The sequence below is a fragment of the Alcaligenes sp. genome (assembly GCF_050255915.1).
Lineage (GTDB): Bacteria > Pseudomonadota > Gammaproteobacteria > Burkholderiales > Burkholderiaceae_B > Alcaligenes > Alcaligenes aquatilis.
The window spans coordinates 103,891-125,514 of record NZ_JBFWIQ010000002.1 but is presented as its reverse complement, the minus strand read 5'-3'; the positions used below and the strand labels follow the sequence as shown (position 1 = coordinate 125,514).

Genomic DNA, 21,624 nt, shown 5'->3' with positions numbered 1-21,624 from the left:
TACTCAGATGTTCGGCACAGCTCAGAAATAAGTAGCAAGAAAAGACACTTTTATTTACTTTTATATAAAAAATGCCCCCTAACCATTGTCTTCACATTATCTGAATCACATGGACTTCAAAATCAAAGCGCTACTAGGCCACACCCTGCTGGCCTTGAGCTGGGCCAGCAGCGCCCATGCTTACCAGACAGAATCCATTATGAACAAACAAGGCCAGCAGGCCTTTGAATTGCGGATCTATGGACCTGATGATGGGGGCTACGATACGTCGGATCAATCCGATCCACGCGTTTCCCCTTGGAATATTGACGAGAATGGTCGACTGAAAATTCGTGCCGCGCTGGAGCGCTGGGCCGAAATCATTAATTTGCCCGTAGGGTACACACCGGCTGTGATCAATCTGGGCACCATGAATGACCAGAACGCCAATGCCTACGGTGCTTCACTCTACAACCCTGACCATCCCAACTTCACCATCTCGGCCTTGCAAGCGCGCTTGCAGGGAATATTCCAGGGCGATCCGAATAACCCCGATGCCGTTATCAGCGTCGGCAAGCTTGATCTGGATACGGCTCCGGTCAACCCAAGCCAACTGCCCTTAACTGGCAAGGCTGACTACAACGCAGTGATTTTCCACGAGCTGGCCCATGCCTTGGGCATCAGCAACACGGTCACGGACAACCTGCCTGCAGACAGTTTCGATCCACCCGACCCCTTCTTCCAAAATGACCTCAGCCCCTGGGCCTTGGGTTTGCGCGATGATCAGGGTCGAGCCCCCAGCCCTGGGCAGAAAATCCTGTGTTCAGTTTGCACCAATCCGTATGACCCAGACGCTTTTGATCTGCGCCAGGACAAGGGCTACTTCACCGGCGATCACGTACAGGAAGTCCTGAATGGCGCCATGCCGGGCATTCCCGTCAGTATCCTGAACTTCCACGACCAGCCACAGTATGGAGTGGACCGCAACTACATGAGCCACACCGAGCTGCGCAACAGCCTGATGAGCCATCAGACCTATCGCAACTACGTGAATCTGATGGAAGCTGAAATTGCCGCCTTGCAAGACATCGGGCTGAGCATTGATCGCCGCAACTTCTTTGGCTATTCGGTCTATGGCGACGACGTCACCTTGAACAATACCAATGGCTACTTTGCGCGCAATGAAGACGGCACAGCCTACTTGCCCGGTCAGTACAACATGGCCACACAAGGCTTGGGTCTGCACATTTATGGCGAACGCAATACCATTACCCAAGCGGCGGATCTACTGACAGCCGGGCCAGGCGGGGTCGGTGTACGTGTGGATGGTAGCGAAAACACGCTCATCATTCCCGAGGCGACGCGTATTCATGCCCAGGGCTGGTATGGTCGTGGCCTGCAGTTCAGCTATGGCCGCCATCACCATATTGTCCAGCAAGGAGAGGTCCGGGCAGATGGCCAGGATGGCGTCGGAGCCTTATTCGATTTTGGCCAGAACGCCATGGGCAGCGACGATGAATATCACGGCTCCTGGATGCTCATGGCTAAAGGTCAGCTACGCGCTGTACCGGAGATATTGCAAGGTGCCTTGATCAGTAATTACGATTTGTCCGGCACCTTATCGGGTCAGAAGGCGGCCATCCATATCGCGGACAATGCCTGGGTACAGAACATCAATATTTTGCAGGGTGCACAAATCACAGGTGACATTACCTCGGATTACAAGCGCCGCGACTCCGACCAGCAACCGCTGCCGACCCGCATCAGCTTTGGTCAAAAAGCCGATGAGAATGGGCGCGCGACCAGCGCTGCCGACTCCAGCTTCCAGATGCGTTATGACGGCAATATCAAGGGCCTGAACAGTCTGGCAGTCGTCATTGCCGGGGGCGCAACGTCCTTGAATGGCCAGCATGAGCTGTACGGCTTGCGCGTGGATCAGGGCGCGACCCTGTATGGCAATAGCGAATTCACCCTCAACCCTGAATACAACTTCACCAATAACGGCACACTCAGCCCCGGAAACTCCTACGGGAACATGACGATCAAGGGCAATTTTGTCCAAGGCGCCAATGGCCGGATTCTGGTGGAAGCCTCGACCACCCAGAATGATCATATTGATGTGCAGGGCCTGGCTCAGCTCGATGGCGAGTTGAACGTGGACCTGCAGCCAGACTGGTATCAAAACGGCTGGACCTTGAATCAGGACAAGGTGTTCACTGCCAGCCAGACACAAGGGCAGTTTGCGGTGCTCAGCGCCACGTTGGCATCCCCCACCCTGAATGTGGAAAGTACCGGTGATGGCTGGACTGTCAGCCGTCATCAGAATGCGTATGCCCAATACGCTGCATCGCCCAATGCCGCCGCTGTCGGTACCAGCCTGGCGCAGGCTTCCTCGGGTAATCAGTCCCTGGCAGCCGTGTATCAAGCCATGGACTTCTCGCGTGCAGATGGCAGCGATATTGGTCTAGCCCTGGATCAGCTAAGTGCAGGTGCCTACGCCGCCCAAACCGCCGCTTCCTTGCGCCGCGAACAGTTGGTGTCCGAACAACTGCGTCAAACCGACGGTATCGATAAGAGCGGCTGGCAAAGCTTCATCCAAACCTATGGTGGCCGCTACCACTGGCAGTTGGGCAGCAACGATGTTGACCACCGCAGCCAAACCTATGGGGTGATGCTGGGGGCAGAACATCGCGCTCAGGGCAGTGACTGGAGTCTGGGCGTACACGGCAATGCCAACGAACAACGCGTCAATGTAGACGCCCCCTTCCAGGCCAAAAGCAAGCTGACAGGCTTGGGCCTGGGTGTCCATGCCCGCTATCGTGCCTACAGCCAGGAAGGCTGGAACGGTCTGGCTCAGCTACGTGTGGGTATTGAACAAGGCAAGATGAACCGCACTATCAGCTTTGCGGGCTATCAAGCGCGTCCTGCTTCAGATTGGACAGGCCATACCTTCTCGCTGGGGGTACAGACTGGCTACAACTGGGCGCTAGGTGAAAACGGCAGCATCGGCCCGGTTCTGGCTCTGGATTATCTCCATTACCGTCGCCCAGGGCTGGAAGAAAGTGGCGATGCCGCCAGCCGCCTGCGTTTGGATTCCAGCCGTCAACATGCCTTACAGGCTTCGCTTGGCCTGGCCCTGCGTCAAAACTGGAATTTAAGCCAGGATCGCCAATTGCAAACAGCCTTCTCCATCGCTTGGGAGCAGGCTTTGCTAAGCCGTCATCAGACTCAGGAAGTGGCTTTTGCCAGTGCCCAGTCTGTGGGTTTTGAAGGGCGTTATGCGCGAGTGGATCGTCATGCTTTATCGCTGGGAACCAGCATCAGCTTGCAACAATCCGAGCGCCTGCGTTTAGGGCTGTCGGCCAATACCCGTTTACTTGGGGATAGCCGGGCCGATATAAACGGTAAATTGTTCCTGAACTGGACGTTCTAAACGCGCTGGAATGTAAGAGGCCGACTTTTAGTCGGCCTCATTGGGAGATACAGGAGCGGGTTGAACCCGTTTCATGCCAGACCACCGGTCAACATCAAGATACTGACCCGGAATCAAGACCCGAATCTGTCGGCGCCACCATGTTCCACTGGAGACTTCGATCGAACCTGTATCCACCGCAAACGTCATTTGATCGCTGTTCAAAAAGGCCGAAAACTGCCCCTTGTTGCTGCGCGCCTGCGCAAAGCTGGAAAAGACCGTCACGCTCTTTGGTGTGGGGTCAGCCAGCAGCAAAGTGACCTGACCGCGTAATAGTTGCAGATTCAGCCTGTCCTCGTACTCGCGGATTTCGAGAGCGGAGTCGGGGCCCAATTGCACCACCGCGCCATCCACAAACCGCTGCTCCAGCGTTTGTGCCCCCGAAATCAGATGCTCTTGTCGTAGTACCCGCTCCGGCCAAAAGAAAAACACCGTCAGCGCCAAGGCCAAAACAAACAAACCGGCCAGCAGACCTCGGTGATAAGGCTTGAGCAACGCCGCCTTCTCACCCGAACTGGCCAATAAACGGCGGATTTCATGCTCGGGCGCATCCAGACTGGCGTCACAAAAATAGCAAATGTATCGATATGAACGTTCATTTTCTGGATTGTCACGACGCCAATCCTCAAACTCTCGTAATTCGGCTGCAGTCGCCTCGCCGGAGTTCAAGCGAGTAAACCAATAAGCAGCTTGTGCGTGAGCCTGCGTATGCTCCAGCAGCTCCCCTTGATATGTCGTCATAGCGGCATCTAACCTTGTTCAGTTACGCCAGCAATAGGGTGGTTTCAGCGTGGCGGCAAGTCCCTGCCGCTCGAGCCCAAAACCTCAGGAAAGGAAACCAGTAGCCACCAACTTTTTAGCTGTCTAGCTGTCAACGTTTGAAAACGTTACGTTTTTATTTTATACAAACGCTTCAAATGCTTACATTAACTCAAATTGAGCTAATCAAAACAAATTCGCCTTATTTAATTACACTCACCACAAAAAAAATGCAGATTGCAGGTAAAAAAAGCCAAAATCAGGCCGTTAACTAGTGAAAATCGTCCAAAATTTGGCCGCTGAGCAGCTCGTGGAATTGTTCTTTACTGTGATCCGAACCCTCACCCGCCGGCAATACCATTTTCAATAAAAGAGGCCACTGCGGGTAAAAACGATAGTTGGGTGTAGACACACGCGTACCGGCCAAATAGGTCAATCCACCGAATTGAATTTCCTGGGCCAATCGCGCTTGGGAGAGATAAAGCAGGTCTTTATTCTTATCGACCGAGAAATAAGCGCGCTCCAACGGCAAGTTCCAGGCACGGACCTGCAAGCCCTCTGCCTCAACGCGCACCATCCAGCGATCCTGATCCCGCTCTCCATTCGTATACAAGGTCCCAGCGGGTCTGGACTGCACCAAAGTACCCGCAGGTAGCTCCAGAACGAAGTCTGGAGCCGTACTCATATTGGCGGCCGCCGCATAAGGACTCCAGCCTGTAATTTGATTGCCTTTGGCCAAAAAACAGCTGACAAAACGAAAGCCGTTCATTTCCATAGGATCTTGTTCCATTTCAAGCACTTGATTGCCATCACACTGCCAACCCTCCAGCGTTGCATCGCCTGCCAGATGCAGTTTCCAACTGGAGTTTGGCAGATCGGGCCGGGGGCGCTCAAATGACAATACAAGAGCGTTGCCTATCTTCACAGCCTCTGGAAAACGGGCCCAGGACACGCTGTCTGGGTCGCCCCACACACTCAATTCCAGCTCTGTTCCGCTTGGCATATCCACCCCGGCAAAGCGGCCCGGCTCTTTTAAAACATGTTGCCGGCTAGCCAGCTCCTGTTGCTGCTTTTTTTCAAACCGATAGCTCTCCCATTGAAAAACGCTGTAGTAAGCCGCCAATACCAACAAGGGGAGCAAAAACAGGATTCGCGGCCAGGGGTTTTTCTTAAAGTTTGCCCGGCGTCGTGGCTGCACTAAAAGCGAAACCGCCCAGACCAACAGAAAAAACAGTGCGATCGGGCCAAGCGTAAGAATCAGCAAAAGTATCGAGGAGAAGGGCGCAACAGGAATCATAAGAGATCAAAAAAACATAAAAAGCCGTCATAAAGAAAACCGAACCAAAATACGCTGGCTTGTCTTTCTAACGGCTGTGCTGATAGCACGGTACTGCTGCAAGGAAAGGGCGTTACATACAGGGGAACAGCAATGCCAGGCCTGCTTATAACGCCTTAGGCCGTCTTAACCGACCTGGATATGGCCTTCCATATACATGACGGCCTGCCCCTTCAGAAACACGCGATCACCCTCTAAAGAGCAATCGAGCACCCCGCCTCGAGAAGAAGCCTGAAACGCCAGCAAATGGTTTTTCCCCAGAATAGGGGCCCAATAAGGCAGCAAAGCACAGTGCGCCGAACCCGTAACAGGGTCTTCCTCAACACCGTGACCAGGCGCAAAAAAGCGGCTGACGATATCAAACTGGCCCGAGCCTGGCGCAGTCACAATACACCCTTCACAACCGCTGGCCAGCATGGCCGCCGTATCCACCTGCAGCTCTCGTACCTGCGCTTCCGTCTCCAACACGGCCAAATGGGTGAAGTCATTACGCCACAACTGCGCAACCTTGGTACCCAAGGCTTTTTCCAGCAACGGATTATCATCCACACGGATAACAGGGCGCACAGGCAAGTCCATGACATAAGCCCCCTGGTCACGACGCACCGTCAACGCACCACTCAGGGTATGAAATACCACCTGGCTATCCTGGGGACGCACATGCTGCAGTACGACTGCCGCACTGGCCAAGGTGGCGTGACCGCACAAGGGCACTTCTACCGTAGGGGTGAACCAGCGCAGACCAAAGTCCTGGCCTTGTGGTACCAGAAAGGCGGTTTCCGCCAGATTGTTCTCTCCCGCAATCGACTGCATCAAGGCATCGTCAGGGAACTCGGACAACAACACCACGGCAGCAGGGTTGCCTGCAAACAAGGTGTCAGTAAAGGCATCGACCTGATAGATGGGTAAGCGCATTCTGCCTCCAAGCCTGGAAATTCAATATGAACCCTGAGTATAGAAAAATAGACTCTTTACAGGCAGGTAAATCTTGGAGCAAGCGTCTTGTTTTTATCCCTTCTTTTTTGTGCTGGGCATGCGGACTCGTTGGATAAATGCGTGTTTGCATTCCATTGCCTGGACCCGAACGCGTCCAACGCATTAGCTTCAAGCCAAAAGCTTATTGTCTACAGATACTGGAATTACACACCATGCATCACCGCATTATTGGTGCAATCAGACATTGGCCGCTTCTAACAGGCAGGCAGAAAGACGGTCAAAATGCAACAAGGCCGCTTGGCTCAAATCAACTTGTTTGCGGCGCGTGTCCTCCGTATCACTGAGAACGATCCAGCCTTTCTCGCGCATGGACTTGAGCCGGGTGTGTATGGTCGCTGGCGATCCCAGCCGCTCTACGGCCATGACATCGCGTACCGACAAACGCAAACAATCTTTTGACGCCTTGGCAACCAGCACCAAGATACGCTCTTCAAGAGGGTCCAGGCAGGGCAAGCAAGGCAGGGTATGCAGCGAATCGGCGAGCTGCAAAAAACGCATATATATATCAGCAGGTCTGGTAGCAGTTTTCATAACAAAATCTTTATTCCTTTAAGAGCCGCTACAACAGCGCCTTTTCTAGAAATAAGTTCTGGTTATTATTGTTTTTATTCCGATCAGGCAAAGCAAAAAACAACCCTGCTTTATGGCCGGAGTGATTGGAATGGTTTTTTGTGCGTATCACGCATCTAAAATTAAACGCTTGAGACCGGGCCTGCATCCTATGTAGAAAGAGGTCTTGAGTCGGGCAGTTTGGCTAGCATTTTATCAGATAAGCCCTTGATTTAGCTTGGACACTACGGTTCCGAAGAAGCTAAATTGTAAGAAGGTGCAGACTATCAGACAGATAGTAAGCTGCCTCACATTAAACGCTAATAAAGAGACTGGGTGCAAAGAACGAGGGCAGTTACCGAACCCAGGCTCTTTGCTATAAACATCCTTACCAAATCGTTTCCCGCACGCTTGACCTGACCGCCACCAGACACTGCTCAATATTTTCAGCCACATATGTTTCAGACCGATAAAATGGGGTGAACAGGGCCTTGAGCACTTATCATGCCCCACAGATCACTATAAAATCTGGAACGATAAGAAATGATTCTTCACCTTGAGACACCACTTATTTACTCACATGCCTTGAGCGAACCACTAGGCAAACAAATCTGGTTGAAAATGGATGCATTGCAGCCTAGTGGATCATTCAAAATTCGCGGTATTGGGCACCTATGCCAGCATCACGCTGAACAAAACAAGAAACGCTTTATCATTTCCTCGGGTGGCAATGCAGGGATTGCTGTCGCTTACGCCGGGCGCCGGCTCACCATACCCACCCTTGTCGTCGTTCCCGAAAGCACCAGCGAACACGCCAGACGCCTGATTCAACGGGAAAAAGCCGAGCTACACGTGGTCGGCAAGAACTGGCAGGAAGCCCATGAATATGCGCTGACCCTGGTTCAAGAAGATGATGCCTTGATCCATCCCTTTGACGACCCTTTGCTTTGGGAAGGCCATGCCAGCCTGATTGCTGAAGTAGCCCAAATGGGCGTGCAGCCCGATGCCGTCTTGCTGGCGGTAGGGGGAGGAGGCTTGCTAAGCGGCGTCGCCCAAGGTCTGCGAGAGCAGGGTTGGGACAAGACCACCATTATTGCTGTCGAAACCGAGGGCACAGCCAGCCTGGGCGAATCAGTGCGGCAACGCCGGCACATCACACTAAGCCAGGTCAGCGGGGTTGCCACCTCGCTGGCAGCTCCTCGTGTTTGCGATCAGGCATATGCCGTTAGCCAGTCCCATCCCACCACCTGCATTCAGGTCAGTGATGCCCAGGCCGTCAGCGCTTGTTTACGTTTTCTGACCGACCATCGTGTTCTGGTGGAACCCGCATGCGGCGCAGCGTTATCGACCTTGTATCTAGATCACGAGGCCTTAGCCCCTTACAAAAATATTCTGGTTGTTGTATGTGGTGGCAACACCATGACGCTAGAGCAACTAGTGCAGTGGCGGGCAACTCCTTAAGCCGCCCCAGGAAAAAGATCTCACGCAGTAAGATTTATTTTTTTCAAGCCAAGCTTATTCCTTAAGCCGGAGATTTGAAATAAAAAACCCCATCATATGTTTTTTTAAATGATGGGGTTTTATTTACTTCTTTGTTTTTGAAACGATCTAATTATTAGATCATAAAAAGAAAAACATATGTTTCACGTGGAACAAAAGCACCTAAAACAGCCTTAAAAGGGCTTTACGAGAGGCAAACCCTGTCGAATTAGGGCTGAGAAATCCTGCCCTTCCCGCTGTGACAAGGCTCTTGGATTGATGTAACCCAGTTGCTTCAGTTCCTGAAAACTATGGTCGGGTGCCAAAGCATTCAAACCATACACATACTCGTCCAGATAGCCCGACGCCAGCACACGCCAGTCCCACGGTACGCCATCCACGATCCTGGAGACCATGTCATAAACAATGGTGGTGCAGTTAGCCGTCAACGTGTTGTAGAAACGGGGAGTAGTCTGCAATTGCTGGCCTTGCTTTACATACGACAAGAACAAGGCCTGCATAGCGGGTTTAGCTAAATCCACGCTGTACATGTATACATCTTCACCGCGAATATTACTGCGAGTACGCACAATATCCTGCTCTGTTGCCGCGACAAGACTTAACTCAAAGTCTTTGAAAAAACCGCCTATTGCAGAAAAAGCCTCATGCTTTTCCTTGCGTATCTCTACCGAAAACACCACATGACGGCCATCTTCAAACCCGAAAGACACCAGGGTATGGGCAATCACTGGCCCCATCCAGTACGAAAGAAACATATCTACCGATTTGAGTGTCTGCAAATCATAGTCCTGGCTTATCCAATGCTCGTCAAAATCGGTCTCACTGCGCCAGGTAAAGTCACGCACATTGTGCAAAGTCACAATCGAACCATTGACCTGTCCATCGCTTATTCTGGCGACATCAGGAGCCCATTCCCGGTCATTACTAGGCACAATACTGCTCCACCAGCCCACCAGCACCAAAAAGCCCAGCGCCTGAGGCACAAAGAGCCAGTTCTTGCCCTTACCCAAGGCGTACAGACTCAGTACAGCCACCGCGACCCAGCCGGCCAGTGCCAGCCAGCGCCCAAGGCTTGCCGAAAGCTGAAATTGCAGTGCAAGCGTCCCCCAGACCGCTACTACCAAGACCAATAACAAGACCAAAATCTTGATCACCATCGCCCCCCACCTTTTCATACCTACTCCACCTACACCTTAAATACAAATTGATTTTTAAGCGCTGAACCGTCAACCATGCCCCCACGCTACGCCTTCGGCTTGCTGCCCCTCAGGGGGAGTTTTTTGCCGAGGGCGCCGAGCCTTGGGGCAGCCCGACGACAAAAAAAAACCTGTGTCCACTTGAACACAGGTTTTACTCATTAGAAAACAGGGTTTAGCCCTGATAGCCCATCGCCTGACCTTGACGAATGACGCCTTGCGGCTGCCAGCCAGGATCAAAGCGGTATCCGCTTTCTTTAGGAAACAGCATCACAACAGTAGAGCCCAGCAAGAATCGACCCATTTCCTGCCCCTTTTCCAAGGCGATACCCTGGCCGTCATAATTCCATTCGTGAATCTTGCCATCACGCGAGGCATTCACCACACCGTGCCAAACCGTGACCATACTGCCCACCACCGTCGCCCCCACCAGCACCAGTACAAAAGGGCCTTGCTCGGAGTCAAAAAAGCAGACTACACGTTCGTTACGCGCAAACAGGCCAGGGACACCACGCGCTGTCGTAGGATTGACCGAGAACAAGTCACCAGGCACATGAATCATGCGCTTGAGAACACCCGCGCAAGGCATATGCACCCGGTGATAGTCGCTAGGACTCAAATACAGGGTTGCGAACACCCCATCCTGATAGCGAGCAGCCTCCTTGGCGTCACCACCCACCAAAGCGATGGTTGAATAGCTATGGCCTTTCGCCTGGAACACCTCGGCGCCCTGAATAGGCCCCAGTTGGCTAATAGCACCATCGACAGGGCTGACCAGTGCCGTATCCGCGATAGGGCGGGCGCCCGGGCGCAAGGCGCGGCCAAAGAACTCGTTAAACGTAGTGTAGCTGGCTGGATCGGAGTTTTCCGCTTCACTCATATCGACCTGGTAACGGTCAATAAAGCGCTTGATAGCCCAGGTCGTACGCCCGCCCAAGGGCTTAGAGGCCAAGCCGCCTAGAAACTCGGTCAGAGCCTGTTTAGGAAGGAGATACTGGGGTAGAACAGCCAAACGGGGATGCATAAAATCAGCTCGCAAACAAATCCTGCTTCAACCTGAGGCCAAAGCATTGATGCCATTCAATGTAATTGTGTTTATCGCACCACATCCGGCCCGGGACAAGCACTTCACAGGCCACACACAGTCAGAAATCAGGCGGCAAACACTGGCAAGAACAGAACAATACGCACTTGTAGCACAGGTTGCTGCCATACGACATAAAAGGGTGGGCAAGCGTGCCCGGTCAAATGTACACAACCCGATCGCGGCCTTCTTCTTTGGCTTGATACAAGGCGCGGTCAACCCGGCGCAACGTACGCTCGTAATCCGGGTGGCCATCGTACAGGGCCACGCCAATACTGGCAGTGATATTCATGCTCTCCCCATCCACAACCCGGAAGGTTTCCGCATGAATGCGAAGACGCAAGTTGCGGGCAGCACGCACCGCTCCATCCCCATCCACATCGACCAATACCAGGAGGAACTCCTCGCCGCCAAGACGGAATACATAATCACCGGCACGAGCACTATTGCTGAGCAGCTCGGCAAACTGACGCAAGATGCGGTCGCCCGCATCATGTCCGTAGGTATCATTGACACGTTTGAAAAAGTCTATATCCACGGCCAGCAGCGCAAAACGCGACCCCCGCTGCTGGGCATAGCCCACTTCACGGCTAAGCACTACAGGTAGGTATTTGCGGCTTAACAGGCGGGTCAACACGTCCCGGCCAGACTCCAGCTCGTTTTGCTGCTCAAACAAGTGATCCAGGTGCAAACCAATCGCCCGGGTTCGATCACGCAGCTCATGCAAGCGCGAAATCTGTCCTTTCGTGTCCCCTTGTTCGAACGCGGGCATCAACTCGGTATCAATCAGGTTCATCAGATCCAGGATCTCACGGCTCTCTACCGTGCCCTGAAACGCATGAGCGCCCTTATGTTTGAACCAAATACCGAAGTCCGAATCTCCAATTCGCGGGGCAGGCGTCACGCCATTGTTGACCGCCATCGCAAACATAAAGAGATTTTCCCAATCCAGCAGTGCGGCACGCTGTCGCCCACGCTCGGCCGCCGCGTTCTGCACAATGGCAAACAGGCGATAAGACTCTTCAGCACGGGATTTACGCTCACGAGAATTGGCATAGGCATGGCTCATCAGCTCCATCGCCAAGTCAATAAAGCTCTGAACGTAACGAAAGCACTCCCACGCTTGCTCAGAGCTGACAGTCGAGGACTCAAACAAAAAGCGGGCATAACGCCCCTTGAGCAAGCGTGCGCCGCGCAGCACCAGATGAACAGGTACCCCCACCCGTGCGTGGACCTCGCCAACCTGATTTTGCAGCCTGACCTGGTCCTGCATATCACTGTGCTCATCTACCGAAAACAGCTGAACCAACCAACTGCGCAAGGAACGATGCAAACGCTTGTGCACCTGTTCATGTGACAGATACACCTGCGCAGCAGGATGCTTGAGCATATGCGTATAAAAGTGGGTCGCAAGCTCGTCCTGGTTATCTTGAGTGATAGTCAGCACATGAGCACGGACTGCCAGGGGCACTTTCTGGAGCAAGCCATGCCAATCCTGAGCGGCTTCTTCGATATTCGGTTGAGACATGAAGTACGGGGTGAGTAGCGAGACGATACTTAAGGATTATACAGCCTTGGCGGCAATTGTTACATGAGGGGAGGTTTCGCGCTATTTCTTATAGCGATACAAGCCACAGGCTAGCTGGAGAATACCCTTGCTATTGCCAAGGAAAAAACATACCCCTTAAAGATAAGTGGGTGATACCACCCGCCACGACAGCAGCATAGTGTCTATGCACTCAAGCAAGCCCCTGTTTTGCCTGACTGTGGCGGCGATCTGTGCTTCAAACTCAAGGCTTTGTCGCCCCAATGCCCTGGAAGTTCCACGGTGAGCAAATTGTCCTATCAAAGCAGATAGCTGACTAAACAAATTACCCGCTATCGCCAAAAAGCCACGCTCGGCATCCAGGCTGAGAACGGTCGATCAAGCATGCCCAGGCTAAAGAAGCTGAAGCAGGCCGAGACAGAATCTGGGTTTATATCCAATACAGAGAAAACATCCAGATCTACATGGCCACAGCACGCCGGGTCGGGTCGGGTCGGGTCGGGTCGGGTCGGGTCGGGTCGGGTCGGGTCGGGTCGGGTCGGCAGATAGGTTCCACAGTTAAACCTGATCATTCAATGTTTATTGCTCTGCTCCAAGCCATTCTTTTATTTATCTACAAAGCGAAGAAAGAAATCAACTGATAATCAAAGAAAATAGCTGGAGGACAGGGATAAACAGATTCAAATTATTGATTAATTTCTTTTTTTAAAAAAATATTAATCAACAAAAAAACTGTCTATATAAAGGAAAGACGAATAGCAAGAAAACAATCCAACTAACAATTAAAAACAATAAATCGGACTGCTAATTTTTTATTTCCTGTAGATAAAAATAAAAACTAGGGTGAAAAACAAAACCAATATATTGAATCACAAAGATAGGAGTTTGTTTGGACCAGAGAAACTAATAACGGTCGTGATAGGCCAACTTATCCACAGGCTTGCATAACAAAGAAATCCACAATTTTATTAACAAAATAGATTAAGCCAAAAATGAAAATATGGAATCTATTAAAAATAACCGTTAATAAGAAAGTGAATAGTTTGTGGATATTATAAAGGCTTAATTCTTGCTCAAACAGGGTACGGGTACAAACACCGACCTCAGCTCACCCAGACGCTCCCTGAAGGGGGGATCCAGCCAGAAAATCAGTCAAGGATTGGGCAAAAAAGCTATATTTAAGGCCACGACTAGCCTTGAAGCCCTGTGGATAAGCTCCAAGAAGGCCTGTTGTGGACGTGCTGTGGATGAAAGGGGGATAAGTCACCTATCTTTGTAGACCTCAAAATTTGTCCAGTTTTGGTCCACCGACTCCATCAAGGTGGTACACAGGCAAAAATGTTCAATAAGTCACTGAAATTAAAGGTAAATTTTCATCTATGCGACTTATCCACAGACACCCATTATCCATTACCAGTTATATATATAGTTATTATTAAATAAAGATATCTTCACCCATGCCCAACTTTCTTGTACAGCCCTTACCTTCAGGTTCTTTAGACATCATCGGCGATGTACATGGAGAACTTCAGGCCTTGCAACAACTGATCCAAAATTTGGGCTACCAAGAAAATGGCTCTCATCCAGAGCAACGTAGTCTGATATTCGTGGGAGATTATTGTGATCGAGGTCCAAACAGTCCGGCAGTCATTGAATACCTTAAGTTCTTGATAAATAAAAATAAAGCAAAAGGAATATTAGGTAATCATGAAATCAATCTGCTGATAGACGATGCAAAAGATGGATCAGGTTGGTATTTTGACCAACGATATCAGTCAGATTTAAAAAATTACTCGCCATTTACGCGTGTAAAACCAAAGAATAAAGATGAAATTAAAAAATTTTTAAGCTCATTACCTATCGTATTAGAAAGAAACGACCTCAGAATTGTGCATGCCGCCTGGAATAATTCAGCAATTGATGCTATTCGATCGGTTAAAAGCGAAAATTTTCTTGATTTTTTCTTCGAATGCGAGCGTAAAGCAGATAATTATGCAGAAAAAGAAGGAATTCTGGATAAATATCTAGCTGCAAAACAGGAATGGAAAGAAAAAATCGAAGATCCAGAGGCGTTGGTGCCGTTATTGCAGGCCTACATTGACTACGATTTGATCAAAAATGACTTCAACCCCATCCGTTTGCTCACTTCCGGGACTGAAGGACCGGCAAATCGTCCCTTTTTTGCGGGTAACCGATGGCGTTTTTCCGACCGTACCCCTTGGTGGGACAGTTATCAGGACGATATTCCGGTGATTTTTGGTCATTATTGGCGCCAGCTTTTTCCTCAGCCGACAGCGAAAATGTCTAAATACTCCTTGTTATTCAAGGATATAGATCCTTTTTCCTGGCACGGAGCGAAGAAAAACACATTTTGCGTGGATTTTTCCGTTGGGGCTCGCTGGCGTGATCGCCGTAAAGATCAGGAGCCCGAAGACTCCGCCTTTCACCTGGCCGCTTTGCGTTGGCCTGAGAAAATCATCATGACGGACACCGGTTTTACGTATCCAACCCGCTAAATTCACTTTTCTGCTCGCTGTTACAATTTTCTTTTCTGTGGATAAGCTCTAGGAAGGGCATTGTGAACAGGGTGTGGATACATAAGGCATAAGTAGGTGCTTCTTTGTGAAGTCTAAAAGTTGTACCTAAACCATCCACCGGTAAGCGTTAGATCTATCCCCGGAAAAAAAAGGTCTAAGTTCTTGTTTTATCGTTGTTAAAGACACTTGTTCGACTTATCAACAGGCCTCCATCCATTAATTCTAATAAAAGATTTAAGTGCTTGTTATATAAGATAAGTTCAACTCCTTGCAGGCCAGGCCCCAACCCTTTGCAAGCCAAAAGTTCTCGACTAAGATGCAGTCCATGAACAAAAATCACGATCTTGCTCGAAGCTGGCTTATGCGACTTTTGCATGCAGGAATTTGAACCGCAGAAGTTGAAAATTCATTTTCAGCATCAAGCAAGGTCGACTTTGCTATCAAGTCACTGGGGGGTTTCGTCAGTATGAGAAAAACTCAAATAAAGGGTCTGATAGCAAAAGAGGGGAGTTCTATCTGGAAGACTTGTTTGGCCAAGTATTGACTATGGTTTCAGGGATTGCTGCGCCTGGAGCTTGTACTAGGCCAATCTTGTTTGAATTTTTGACTTATCCACATTTTGTGGGTAAGGCGTGTGTTGATGCTCACACTCGTCTTACGTTGTTGGAAAGGGCTTGATGAACTGTGTATTTTCACAGATAGACAGTAAGTGAAAAGTACGTGGTTTTGTAATAAGTCCTTGTTTTATATCTATATTTTTCTTTATTTTAATGTTGAAGTCGTTTTCTTTGCTGATGGTGGGGACTGAAACGCAGAAGCTGTAGCGTTGGCTTGTGCTTGTTTTTATCAAAAGAAAAGAAGTGATAACTGGGCAAAAAATCAGGTTTACCCCCAAAGTTATCAACAGGATGACTCTTGAAGACTGAATTGCTTGTTTCACCTTTGACGCTTTGTGGGGTGCAAAACACGGGTTTTGTGGTTCGTGTTCCATGTTTTGGGTCTCAAAACGCTTGCGATGTTTTGCAGTGCAGCGATCCGTCTTTTCTGGCTGCGAAAGGACAGATTAGCGCTGTCGTACTTGTCCACAAAAATCGGGAACAAAAAAACCCCACGCTGCGCCTTCGCGCTTGCTGCCCCCCAAGGGGAGCTTTTTGCCTTGGGGCGGCCCGGCGGCAAAAAAAACCGCCTATCGGCGGTTTGAAAAACAAGATGAAGAGAGGCTCTAGACCTTTTTTAAGCGTTCAATAGCCTGATCTAAGGTGTTGTGCTGCTTGGCAAAGCAAAAACGCAGTAAACGATGGTTAGCCTGTGCAGAATTGGGTTCCAGATAAAAGGCTGAGACAGGAATCGCGCCTACTCCGTAGTTCTGGTTCAGGTACTTGGCAAAATCCAACTCGGACAGCTCCGAAATATTTTCATAGCTGGCCAATAGGAAAAAAGTCCCTTCACTGGGCATAGGTGTGAAGCGGGTGTTTTGCAGACCTTGGTGCAAATGATCGCGCTTTTCCTGGTAGAAAGCAGGTAGGCGCTCCCAGGTAGCAGGATCCTGCATATAAGCGGCCAAACCGGCCTGTAAAGGGCTGGGAACGGTAAAGACAGTGTATTGATGGACCTTACGGATTTCCGTGCTGAGAATGGCTGGAGCACAGCAATAGCCTACTTTCCAACCTGTAGCGTGGAAGGTCTTGCCAAAGGAAGAAACGATCACTGCTCGTTCCGCCAGACGGGGACGGGTAGCCAGACTTAAATGTTCTTTCTGATCGAAGGTCAGATGTTCATAGACTTCATCGGACAAGATGATCAAAGGATGCTTTTCTACAATCTGTTCCAACGCATCCAGGTCCTGGGGCTGCAATAGGGTACAGGTCGGATTGTGCGGAAAGTTAATCACCAGCATGCGAGTCTTGTTGGTGATGGCTTTTTCCACACGCTCCCAATCCACGCGGTAGTAAGGTACAGACTCGCTAGGCGCTGTCATGGGCACGGTAACAGGAATACCTCCTGCTAGCTCGATGGCGGGGATATACAAGTCATAGAAGGGCTCGATGACAATGACTTCATCGCCTGCATGCACAAAGGCTTGAAAACTGGCCATCAAGGCCTCGGTCGCGCCACTGGTAACGGTAATCTCCGTATCCACGTTATAACAGTGGCCATACCGAGCGAGTGTCTTGTTGGCAATAGCTGCCCGCAGGGCAGGGTAGCCAGCCATGGCGGGATATTGGTTAATACCATCGAGCATGGCTTGGTGTACGGCCTCAATCAGAGCCGGATCTGGATTGAAGTCTGGAAAGCCTTGTCCGAGGTTGATCGCTTTGTACTCCAGGGCCAATTGGCTCATGGTAGTAAAGATAGTGGTGCCCACAGAAGGGAGCTTGGATGTGATCTGCATGGGTCAACGGATAGGAATAATAAAAATGCACCCGTGCTTCAGATTTGAGCAAAAGTTGGGCGGCGTAGTATCAGATAAATTCTTGACGAAAATACCATAGATTCCACGCTTTTCCGTTGATCGTGGAACCCTGGGTTCAGGACAGTTTCTTACATCGATATAGCTGTTCCCTATATACAGTCCGAACTTTGTTTTTCTGGTGTGTCTGGCAGCCCCGTTGTGACTGCAGGAATTTTTCTGATAGACCTGTGTCTTAAACCTGAGCGTCTAATCAAGCTTCATATTCTCAGACAGACCGGAGATAAAACGGCATTTTTTAAAGCACTGCCTGGTCTCGCTCACAAGCCTGGTCTTGTCTGAAGGATCTCTTTTTGTTAATTGATTTTGTCTGCAGACAAAGTAGTCAGATTGGCAAATTGGGAGCTATCCCTTCTCCTTCTCAGCGCAAATTCCCTTGTCACCTGACTGTTGCGCTGTGCTCCTATTTATCTGGCAGTGTTTTTTTGATTGTTCTGTTATCCACAATTTTGCTCTCTACTTGGATTGCCTTTACCCACTTGCTGGAGGGTAGCCGCTTAGATAGCTACTTTTATGGGGTTTAAGGGTGATAAGCGCGCCTTTTATAGCTTCGCTCCTGGGCGTGTTATGGTCAAAAAAAACCTTTGAAAGCATAACCCACGCGCCGTAGTCGGGCCTGGGGATAAAAAACGGTCTGTTTCTCCACAAAGTTATCCACAGTGGTATTTACGCAAAAAACTGTGTTCCACGTGGAACAGATATTGGTTTCATGTGTTTCACGTGGAACATCCAGTGCTGGTAATCGTATAATTGATTTTTATTTTTTAGCTGTTCTGACATGATTTATCCCGAAGAGTTTGACGTTATTGTCATAGGCGGCGGACATGCTGGTACCGAAGCGGCTTTAGCGGCAGCTCGAACCGGTGTGTCTACCTTATTGTTAACCCATAATATGGATACCTTGGGACAAATGTCCTGCAACCCTTCTATTGGGGGGATTGGCAAGGGGCATTTGGTTAAAGAAGTGGATGCGCTGGGCGGGGCGATGGCTTTGGCCACCGACCATGCTGGTATTCAATTCCGCACCCTGAATAGCTCCAAAGGGCCAGCCGTGCGTGCAACGCGTGCACAGGCAGACCGCTCTTTGTATCGCAAAGCTATCCGCGAGGTTCTGCAGAATCAGCCCAACTTGATGGTGTTCCAGCAGTCGGTCGAAGACCTGATTGTGGAAGGTGATCGGGTGGTAGGGGCTGTCACCAAGATTGGTTTGGAGTTCAAAGCCAAATCCGTGGTTCTGACGGCAGGTACCTTTTTGAATGGCTTGGTCCACGTAGGTCTGAATAATTACTCGGCAGGCCGGGCCGGGGATCCCCCCTCCATCAGTTTGGCCCACCGCCTGCGGGAACTGCAATTGCCACAAGGGCGATTGAAGACAGGGACCCCTCCACGCATTGATGCCAACACAATCGATTTTTCTCGTCTGGAAGGTCAGCCAGGCGATAGTGATCCGATTCCGGTGTTTTCCTATATGGGTGATGTTTCCATGCATCCCCAGCAGATGCCTTGCTGGATTACGCACACCAATGAGCGTACCCACGATATTATTCGCTCGGGCCTGGATCGCTCGCCCATGTATAGCGACCAGGGCACCATCGAGGGTATTGGCCCACGTTACTGCCCATCGATTGAAGACAAGATTCATCGCTTTGCAGACAAGAGCAGCCACCAGGTGTTTCTGGAGCCTGAAGGCTTGAGCACGACTGAGATTTACCCTAATGGTGTCTCCACCAGTTTGCCTTTCGATATCCAATTAGCAATGGTGCGCAGTCTGCCTGGCTTGGAAAATGCCCGTATCATGCGCCCCGGCTACGCGATTGAGTACGATTATTTCGATCCCCGATCTCTGTATCCCACTTTGGAAACCAAACAAATTCGTGGCTTGTTCTTTGCCGGCCAGATTAATGGCACGACGGGTTACGAAGAAGCAGCCGCACAGGGCTTGTTGGCTGGGGTGAATGCCGCCCGTTTGGCGCAAGATAAAGAACAGTGGTACCCACGCCGTAACGAGGCTTACCTGGGTGTGTTGGTAGACGATTTGATTACCCGTGGGGTGACCGAGCCGTACCGCATGTTTACCTCTCGCGCGGAGTATCGTTTAAGCCTGCGGGAAGATAATGCCGACCAGCGACTGACGGAAATGGGTCGCGAATTGGGGCTGGTGGATGATGTCCGCTGGGATCAATTCAACCGTAAGCGCGATGCTGTCGCACGTGAAATTGAGCGCTTGAAGGGCACCTGGGTGAACCCTCGTAGCTTGCCCGCTGATCAGGCCAATGCACTGTTAGGCAAAAATATCGAACGGGAATACTCTTTCTTCGATTTGCTCAAGCGTCCCGAAGTGGACTATGCAAAGCTAATGGCTGTACTCAATGATCAAGGTGCCCCCGTAGCAGGCCCCGGTCTGGACGATCCGGTGTATGTTGAACAGGTTGAAATCCAAGTGAAGTATGCAGGCTATGTGGCGCGTCAACAGGACGAGGTGACTCGTCAGGCAGCGCTGGAAGAGCAGGGCATTCCGGAAGATTTGGATTACGACGATATCAAGGGATTGTCGATTGAAGTGCGGCAGCGTTTGAAGGCTGCAAAGCCTTTGACCATTGGCCAGGCCGGACGTGTTCAGGGTGTGACACCTGCGGCGGTGTCTTTATTGCTGGTTCACCTGAAGCGCAAGCAAAAAAACAAACAAACGGTATGAGCGACATTTTTTCAAAACGCCTGAATCAGGCCCTGCTGGATTTGGGTCTGGATCAGGATCCTGCCTTGGTGCGCAAGCTACTGGATTATATTAATCAGTTGCAGCGCTGGAACCGTACCTATAATCTGACTGCCCTGCGTGACCCAGATCAAATGCTGGTGCAACATATTTTTGATAGCCTGTCTATTGTGCGCCCGTTTCATAATTACCTGGCCGGCCACAATCAATCGGCTCAAGAATCGGTTCGGATTGTGGATGTAGGGTCAGGGGCTGGTTTGCCGGGTGTTGTTTTGGCAGCAGCATGTTCCACGTGGAACATTACTTGCATTGATGCTGTTGAGAAAAAAATGGCATTTGTTCAACAAATGGTGGGGGCTTTGGCCTTGCCTAATTTGTCGGCAATGCATGTGCGTGTAGAGCAGCAGGAACCCATGCAGGCAGATATTGTGGTTTCCCGAGCTTTTTCTTCGCTGCTTGATTTCGTGAATTTGGCAGGCAGGCATGTTCGACCAGGTGGGCGCATTGCAGCTATGAAGGGTAAAGAGCCTGACTTGGAAATAGCCGCATTGCAATCGGAAAGTAACTGGCAAGTCGAACGAATAGAATCATTAACCGTACCGGAGCTAGAGGCACAGCGTTGTCTAGTGTGGTTGGTGCAGCAAGGATAATCATGAGTAAAAACGACGAAAAATCTCCCCGTGCCTATGTGTTCTGTATTGCGAACCAAAAGGGTGGGGTAGGCAAGACAACCACCGCGATCAATTTGGCCGCTGCACTTGCGGTACTGAAGAAAAAAGTTTTGTTGATTGATCTGGATCCCCAGGGCAATGCCACTATGGGTAGCGGTATTGATAAGAACAACCTGTCTGGCAATTTGTACCAAGTACTGATTGGCGATGAAAGCATTGCTAATGTAAAGATACATTCAGAAACAGGTGGTTATGACGTCTTGCCTTCCAATAGGGAGTTGTCGGGCGCGGAAATCGACCTGATCCAGATGCAAGAGCGCGAGCAACAACTTAAACAGGCTCTGGCACAGGTGCTGGACGATTACGATTTTGTGCTGATCGACTGCCCACCTACCTTGTCGCTGTTAACGCTCAATGGCCTGGCTAGCGCGCATGGGGTCATCATCCCCATGCAGTGCGAGTACTTTGCTCTGGAAGGGCTCTCGGATCTGGTCAATACGGTTAAACGGGTCTATCGCAATATCAATCCGGATCTGCAGTTGATTGGTTTGCTGCGGGTGATGTTTGATGGTCGTGTCACCTTGCAGCAGCAAGTCTCCAATCAGATCGAGACCCATTTTGGCGATAAGGTATTCAAGACGGTGGTGCCACGTAATGTGCGTTTGGCTGAAGCGCCAAGTCACGGTATGCCAGGTATTGTCTATGACAAGAACTCCCGGGGTGCCAAGGCCTATATGGACTTTGGCAAAGAGCTGATCAAGCGCTTGAAGAAAGACTCCCGCAGCGATAAGGCATAAGGCACACAAGAATCAATAG

Annotated in this window: 14 protein-coding genes; 6 read left to right on the top strand and 8 right to left on the bottom strand. The window is 50.4% G+C overall.

Going from position 1 to position 21,624, the window contains the following annotated elements; genetic code table 11:
- Positions 1-109 precede the first annotated feature (109 nt).
- The gene (locus tag AB7E06_RS02820; protein WP_427955008.1) at positions 110-3,412 is read left to right on the top strand and encodes an autotransporter domain-containing protein; all 3,303 of its coding nucleotides are present in this window, start codon (positions 110-112) and stop codon (positions 3,410-3,412) included.
- A gap of 27 nt (positions 3,413-3,439) precedes the next feature.
- Here AB7E06_RS02820 and AB7E06_RS02815 read toward each other — a convergent pair whose 3' ends face one another.
- The 4 genes from AB7E06_RS02815 to AB7E06_RS02800 all read right to left on the bottom strand — a co-directional run bounded on the left by AB7E06_RS02815 (position 3,440) and on the right by AB7E06_RS02800 (position 7,073).
- Positions 3,440-4,192, bottom strand: coding sequence for a DUF4880 domain-containing protein (locus AB7E06_RS02815; protein ID WP_094198204.1), 753 nt, complete (start codon positions 4,190-4,192; stop codon positions 3,440-3,442).
- A 289-nt stretch (positions 4,193-4,481) separates the two neighbouring features.
- A complete protein-coding gene (locus tag AB7E06_RS02810; protein WP_427955006.1) occupies positions 4,482-5,213 on the bottom strand; it encodes a hypothetical protein in 732 nt (243 codons plus the stop codon).
- A gap of 459 nt (positions 5,214-5,672) precedes the next feature.
- The gene (locus AB7E06_RS02805; protein ID WP_094198202.1) at positions 5,673-6,461 is read right to left on the bottom strand and encodes a PhzF family phenazine biosynthesis protein; all 789 of its coding nucleotides are present in this window, start codon (positions 6,459-6,461) and stop codon (positions 5,673-5,675) included.
- Between the two features lie 258 nt (positions 6,462-6,719).
- A complete protein-coding gene (locus AB7E06_RS02800; protein WP_021447165.1) occupies positions 6,720-7,073 on the bottom strand; it encodes a MarR family transcriptional regulator in 354 nt (117 codons plus the stop codon).
- Between the two features lie 561 nt (positions 7,074-7,634).
- On the opposite strand from AB7E06_RS02800, the gene AB7E06_RS02795 reads away from it, so the two are divergent.
- Complete coding sequence (locus tag AB7E06_RS02795; protein ID WP_094198201.1) at positions 7,635-8,552, top strand: pyridoxal-phosphate dependent enzyme; 918 nt, start codon at positions 7,635-7,637, stop codon at positions 8,550-8,552.
- Between the two features lie 212 nt (positions 8,553-8,764).
- Here AB7E06_RS02795 and AB7E06_RS02790 read toward each other — a convergent pair whose 3' ends face one another.
- The 3 genes from AB7E06_RS02790 to AB7E06_RS02780 form a co-directional block, all read right to left on the bottom strand.
- The gene (locus AB7E06_RS02790) at positions 8,765-9,766 is read right to left on the bottom strand and encodes a DUF4105 domain-containing protein (RefSeq protein WP_234354363.1); all 1,002 of its coding nucleotides are present in this window, start codon (positions 9,764-9,766) and stop codon (positions 8,765-8,767) included.
- A gap of 196 nt (positions 9,767-9,962) precedes the next feature.
- A complete protein-coding gene (gene asd, locus AB7E06_RS02785; protein ID WP_125277259.1) occupies positions 9,963-10,811 on the bottom strand; it encodes an archaetidylserine decarboxylase in 849 nt (282 codons plus the stop codon).
- 220 nt (positions 10,812-11,031) lie between these two features.
- Complete coding sequence (locus tag AB7E06_RS02780) at positions 11,032-12,399, bottom strand: diguanylate cyclase (RefSeq protein WP_427955002.1); 1,368 nt, start codon at positions 12,397-12,399, stop codon at positions 11,032-11,034.
- Between the two features lie 1,475 nt (positions 12,400-13,874).
- On the opposite strand from AB7E06_RS02780, the gene AB7E06_RS02775 reads away from it, so the two are divergent.
- Entirely contained in the window at positions 13,875-14,933 is a 1,059-nt protein-coding gene (locus tag AB7E06_RS02775; RefSeq protein WP_230019553.1) for a metallophosphoesterase, read from the top strand.
- A gap of 1,243 nt (positions 14,934-16,176) precedes the next feature.
- Here AB7E06_RS02775 and AB7E06_RS02770 read toward each other — a convergent pair.
- Positions 16,177-17,346 carry a methionine aminotransferase gene (locus AB7E06_RS02770; RefSeq protein ID WP_230019554.1) on the bottom strand — a complete coding sequence of 390 codons (1,170 nt, stop codon included), beginning with the start codon at positions 17,344-17,346 and terminating at the stop codon, positions 16,177-16,179.
- An 856-nt stretch (positions 17,347-18,202) separates the two neighbouring features.
- On the opposite strand from AB7E06_RS02770, the gene mnmG reads away from it, so the two are divergent.
- Genes mnmG through AB7E06_RS02755 form a run of 3 tightly spaced genes read left to right on the top strand, consistent with a single transcriptional unit; the run spans position 18,203 to position 21,605 of the window.
- Complete coding sequence (gene mnmG / locus AB7E06_RS02765) at positions 18,203-20,119, top strand: tRNA uridine-5-carboxymethylaminomethyl(34) synthesis enzyme MnmG (protein ID WP_427955000.1); 1,917 nt, start codon at positions 18,203-18,205, stop codon at positions 20,117-20,119.
- Positions 20,116-20,787 (top strand): 16S rRNA (guanine(527)-N(7))-methyltransferase RsmG, encoded by a 672-nt coding sequence (gene rsmG, locus AB7E06_RS02760; protein WP_427954998.1) that lies wholly within the window; start codon positions 20,116-20,118, stop codon positions 20,785-20,787. The genes mnmG and rsmG overlap by 4 nt, the downstream gene beginning before the upstream one ends.
- Positions 20,788-20,789: 2 nt before the next feature.
- On the top strand, positions 20,790-21,605 hold the full coding sequence (locus tag AB7E06_RS02755) for a ParA family protein (RefSeq protein WP_094198194.1): 816 nt from the start codon (positions 20,790-20,792) through the stop codon (positions 21,603-21,605).
- The last annotated feature ends 19 nt before the right edge of the window (positions 21,606-21,624 follow it).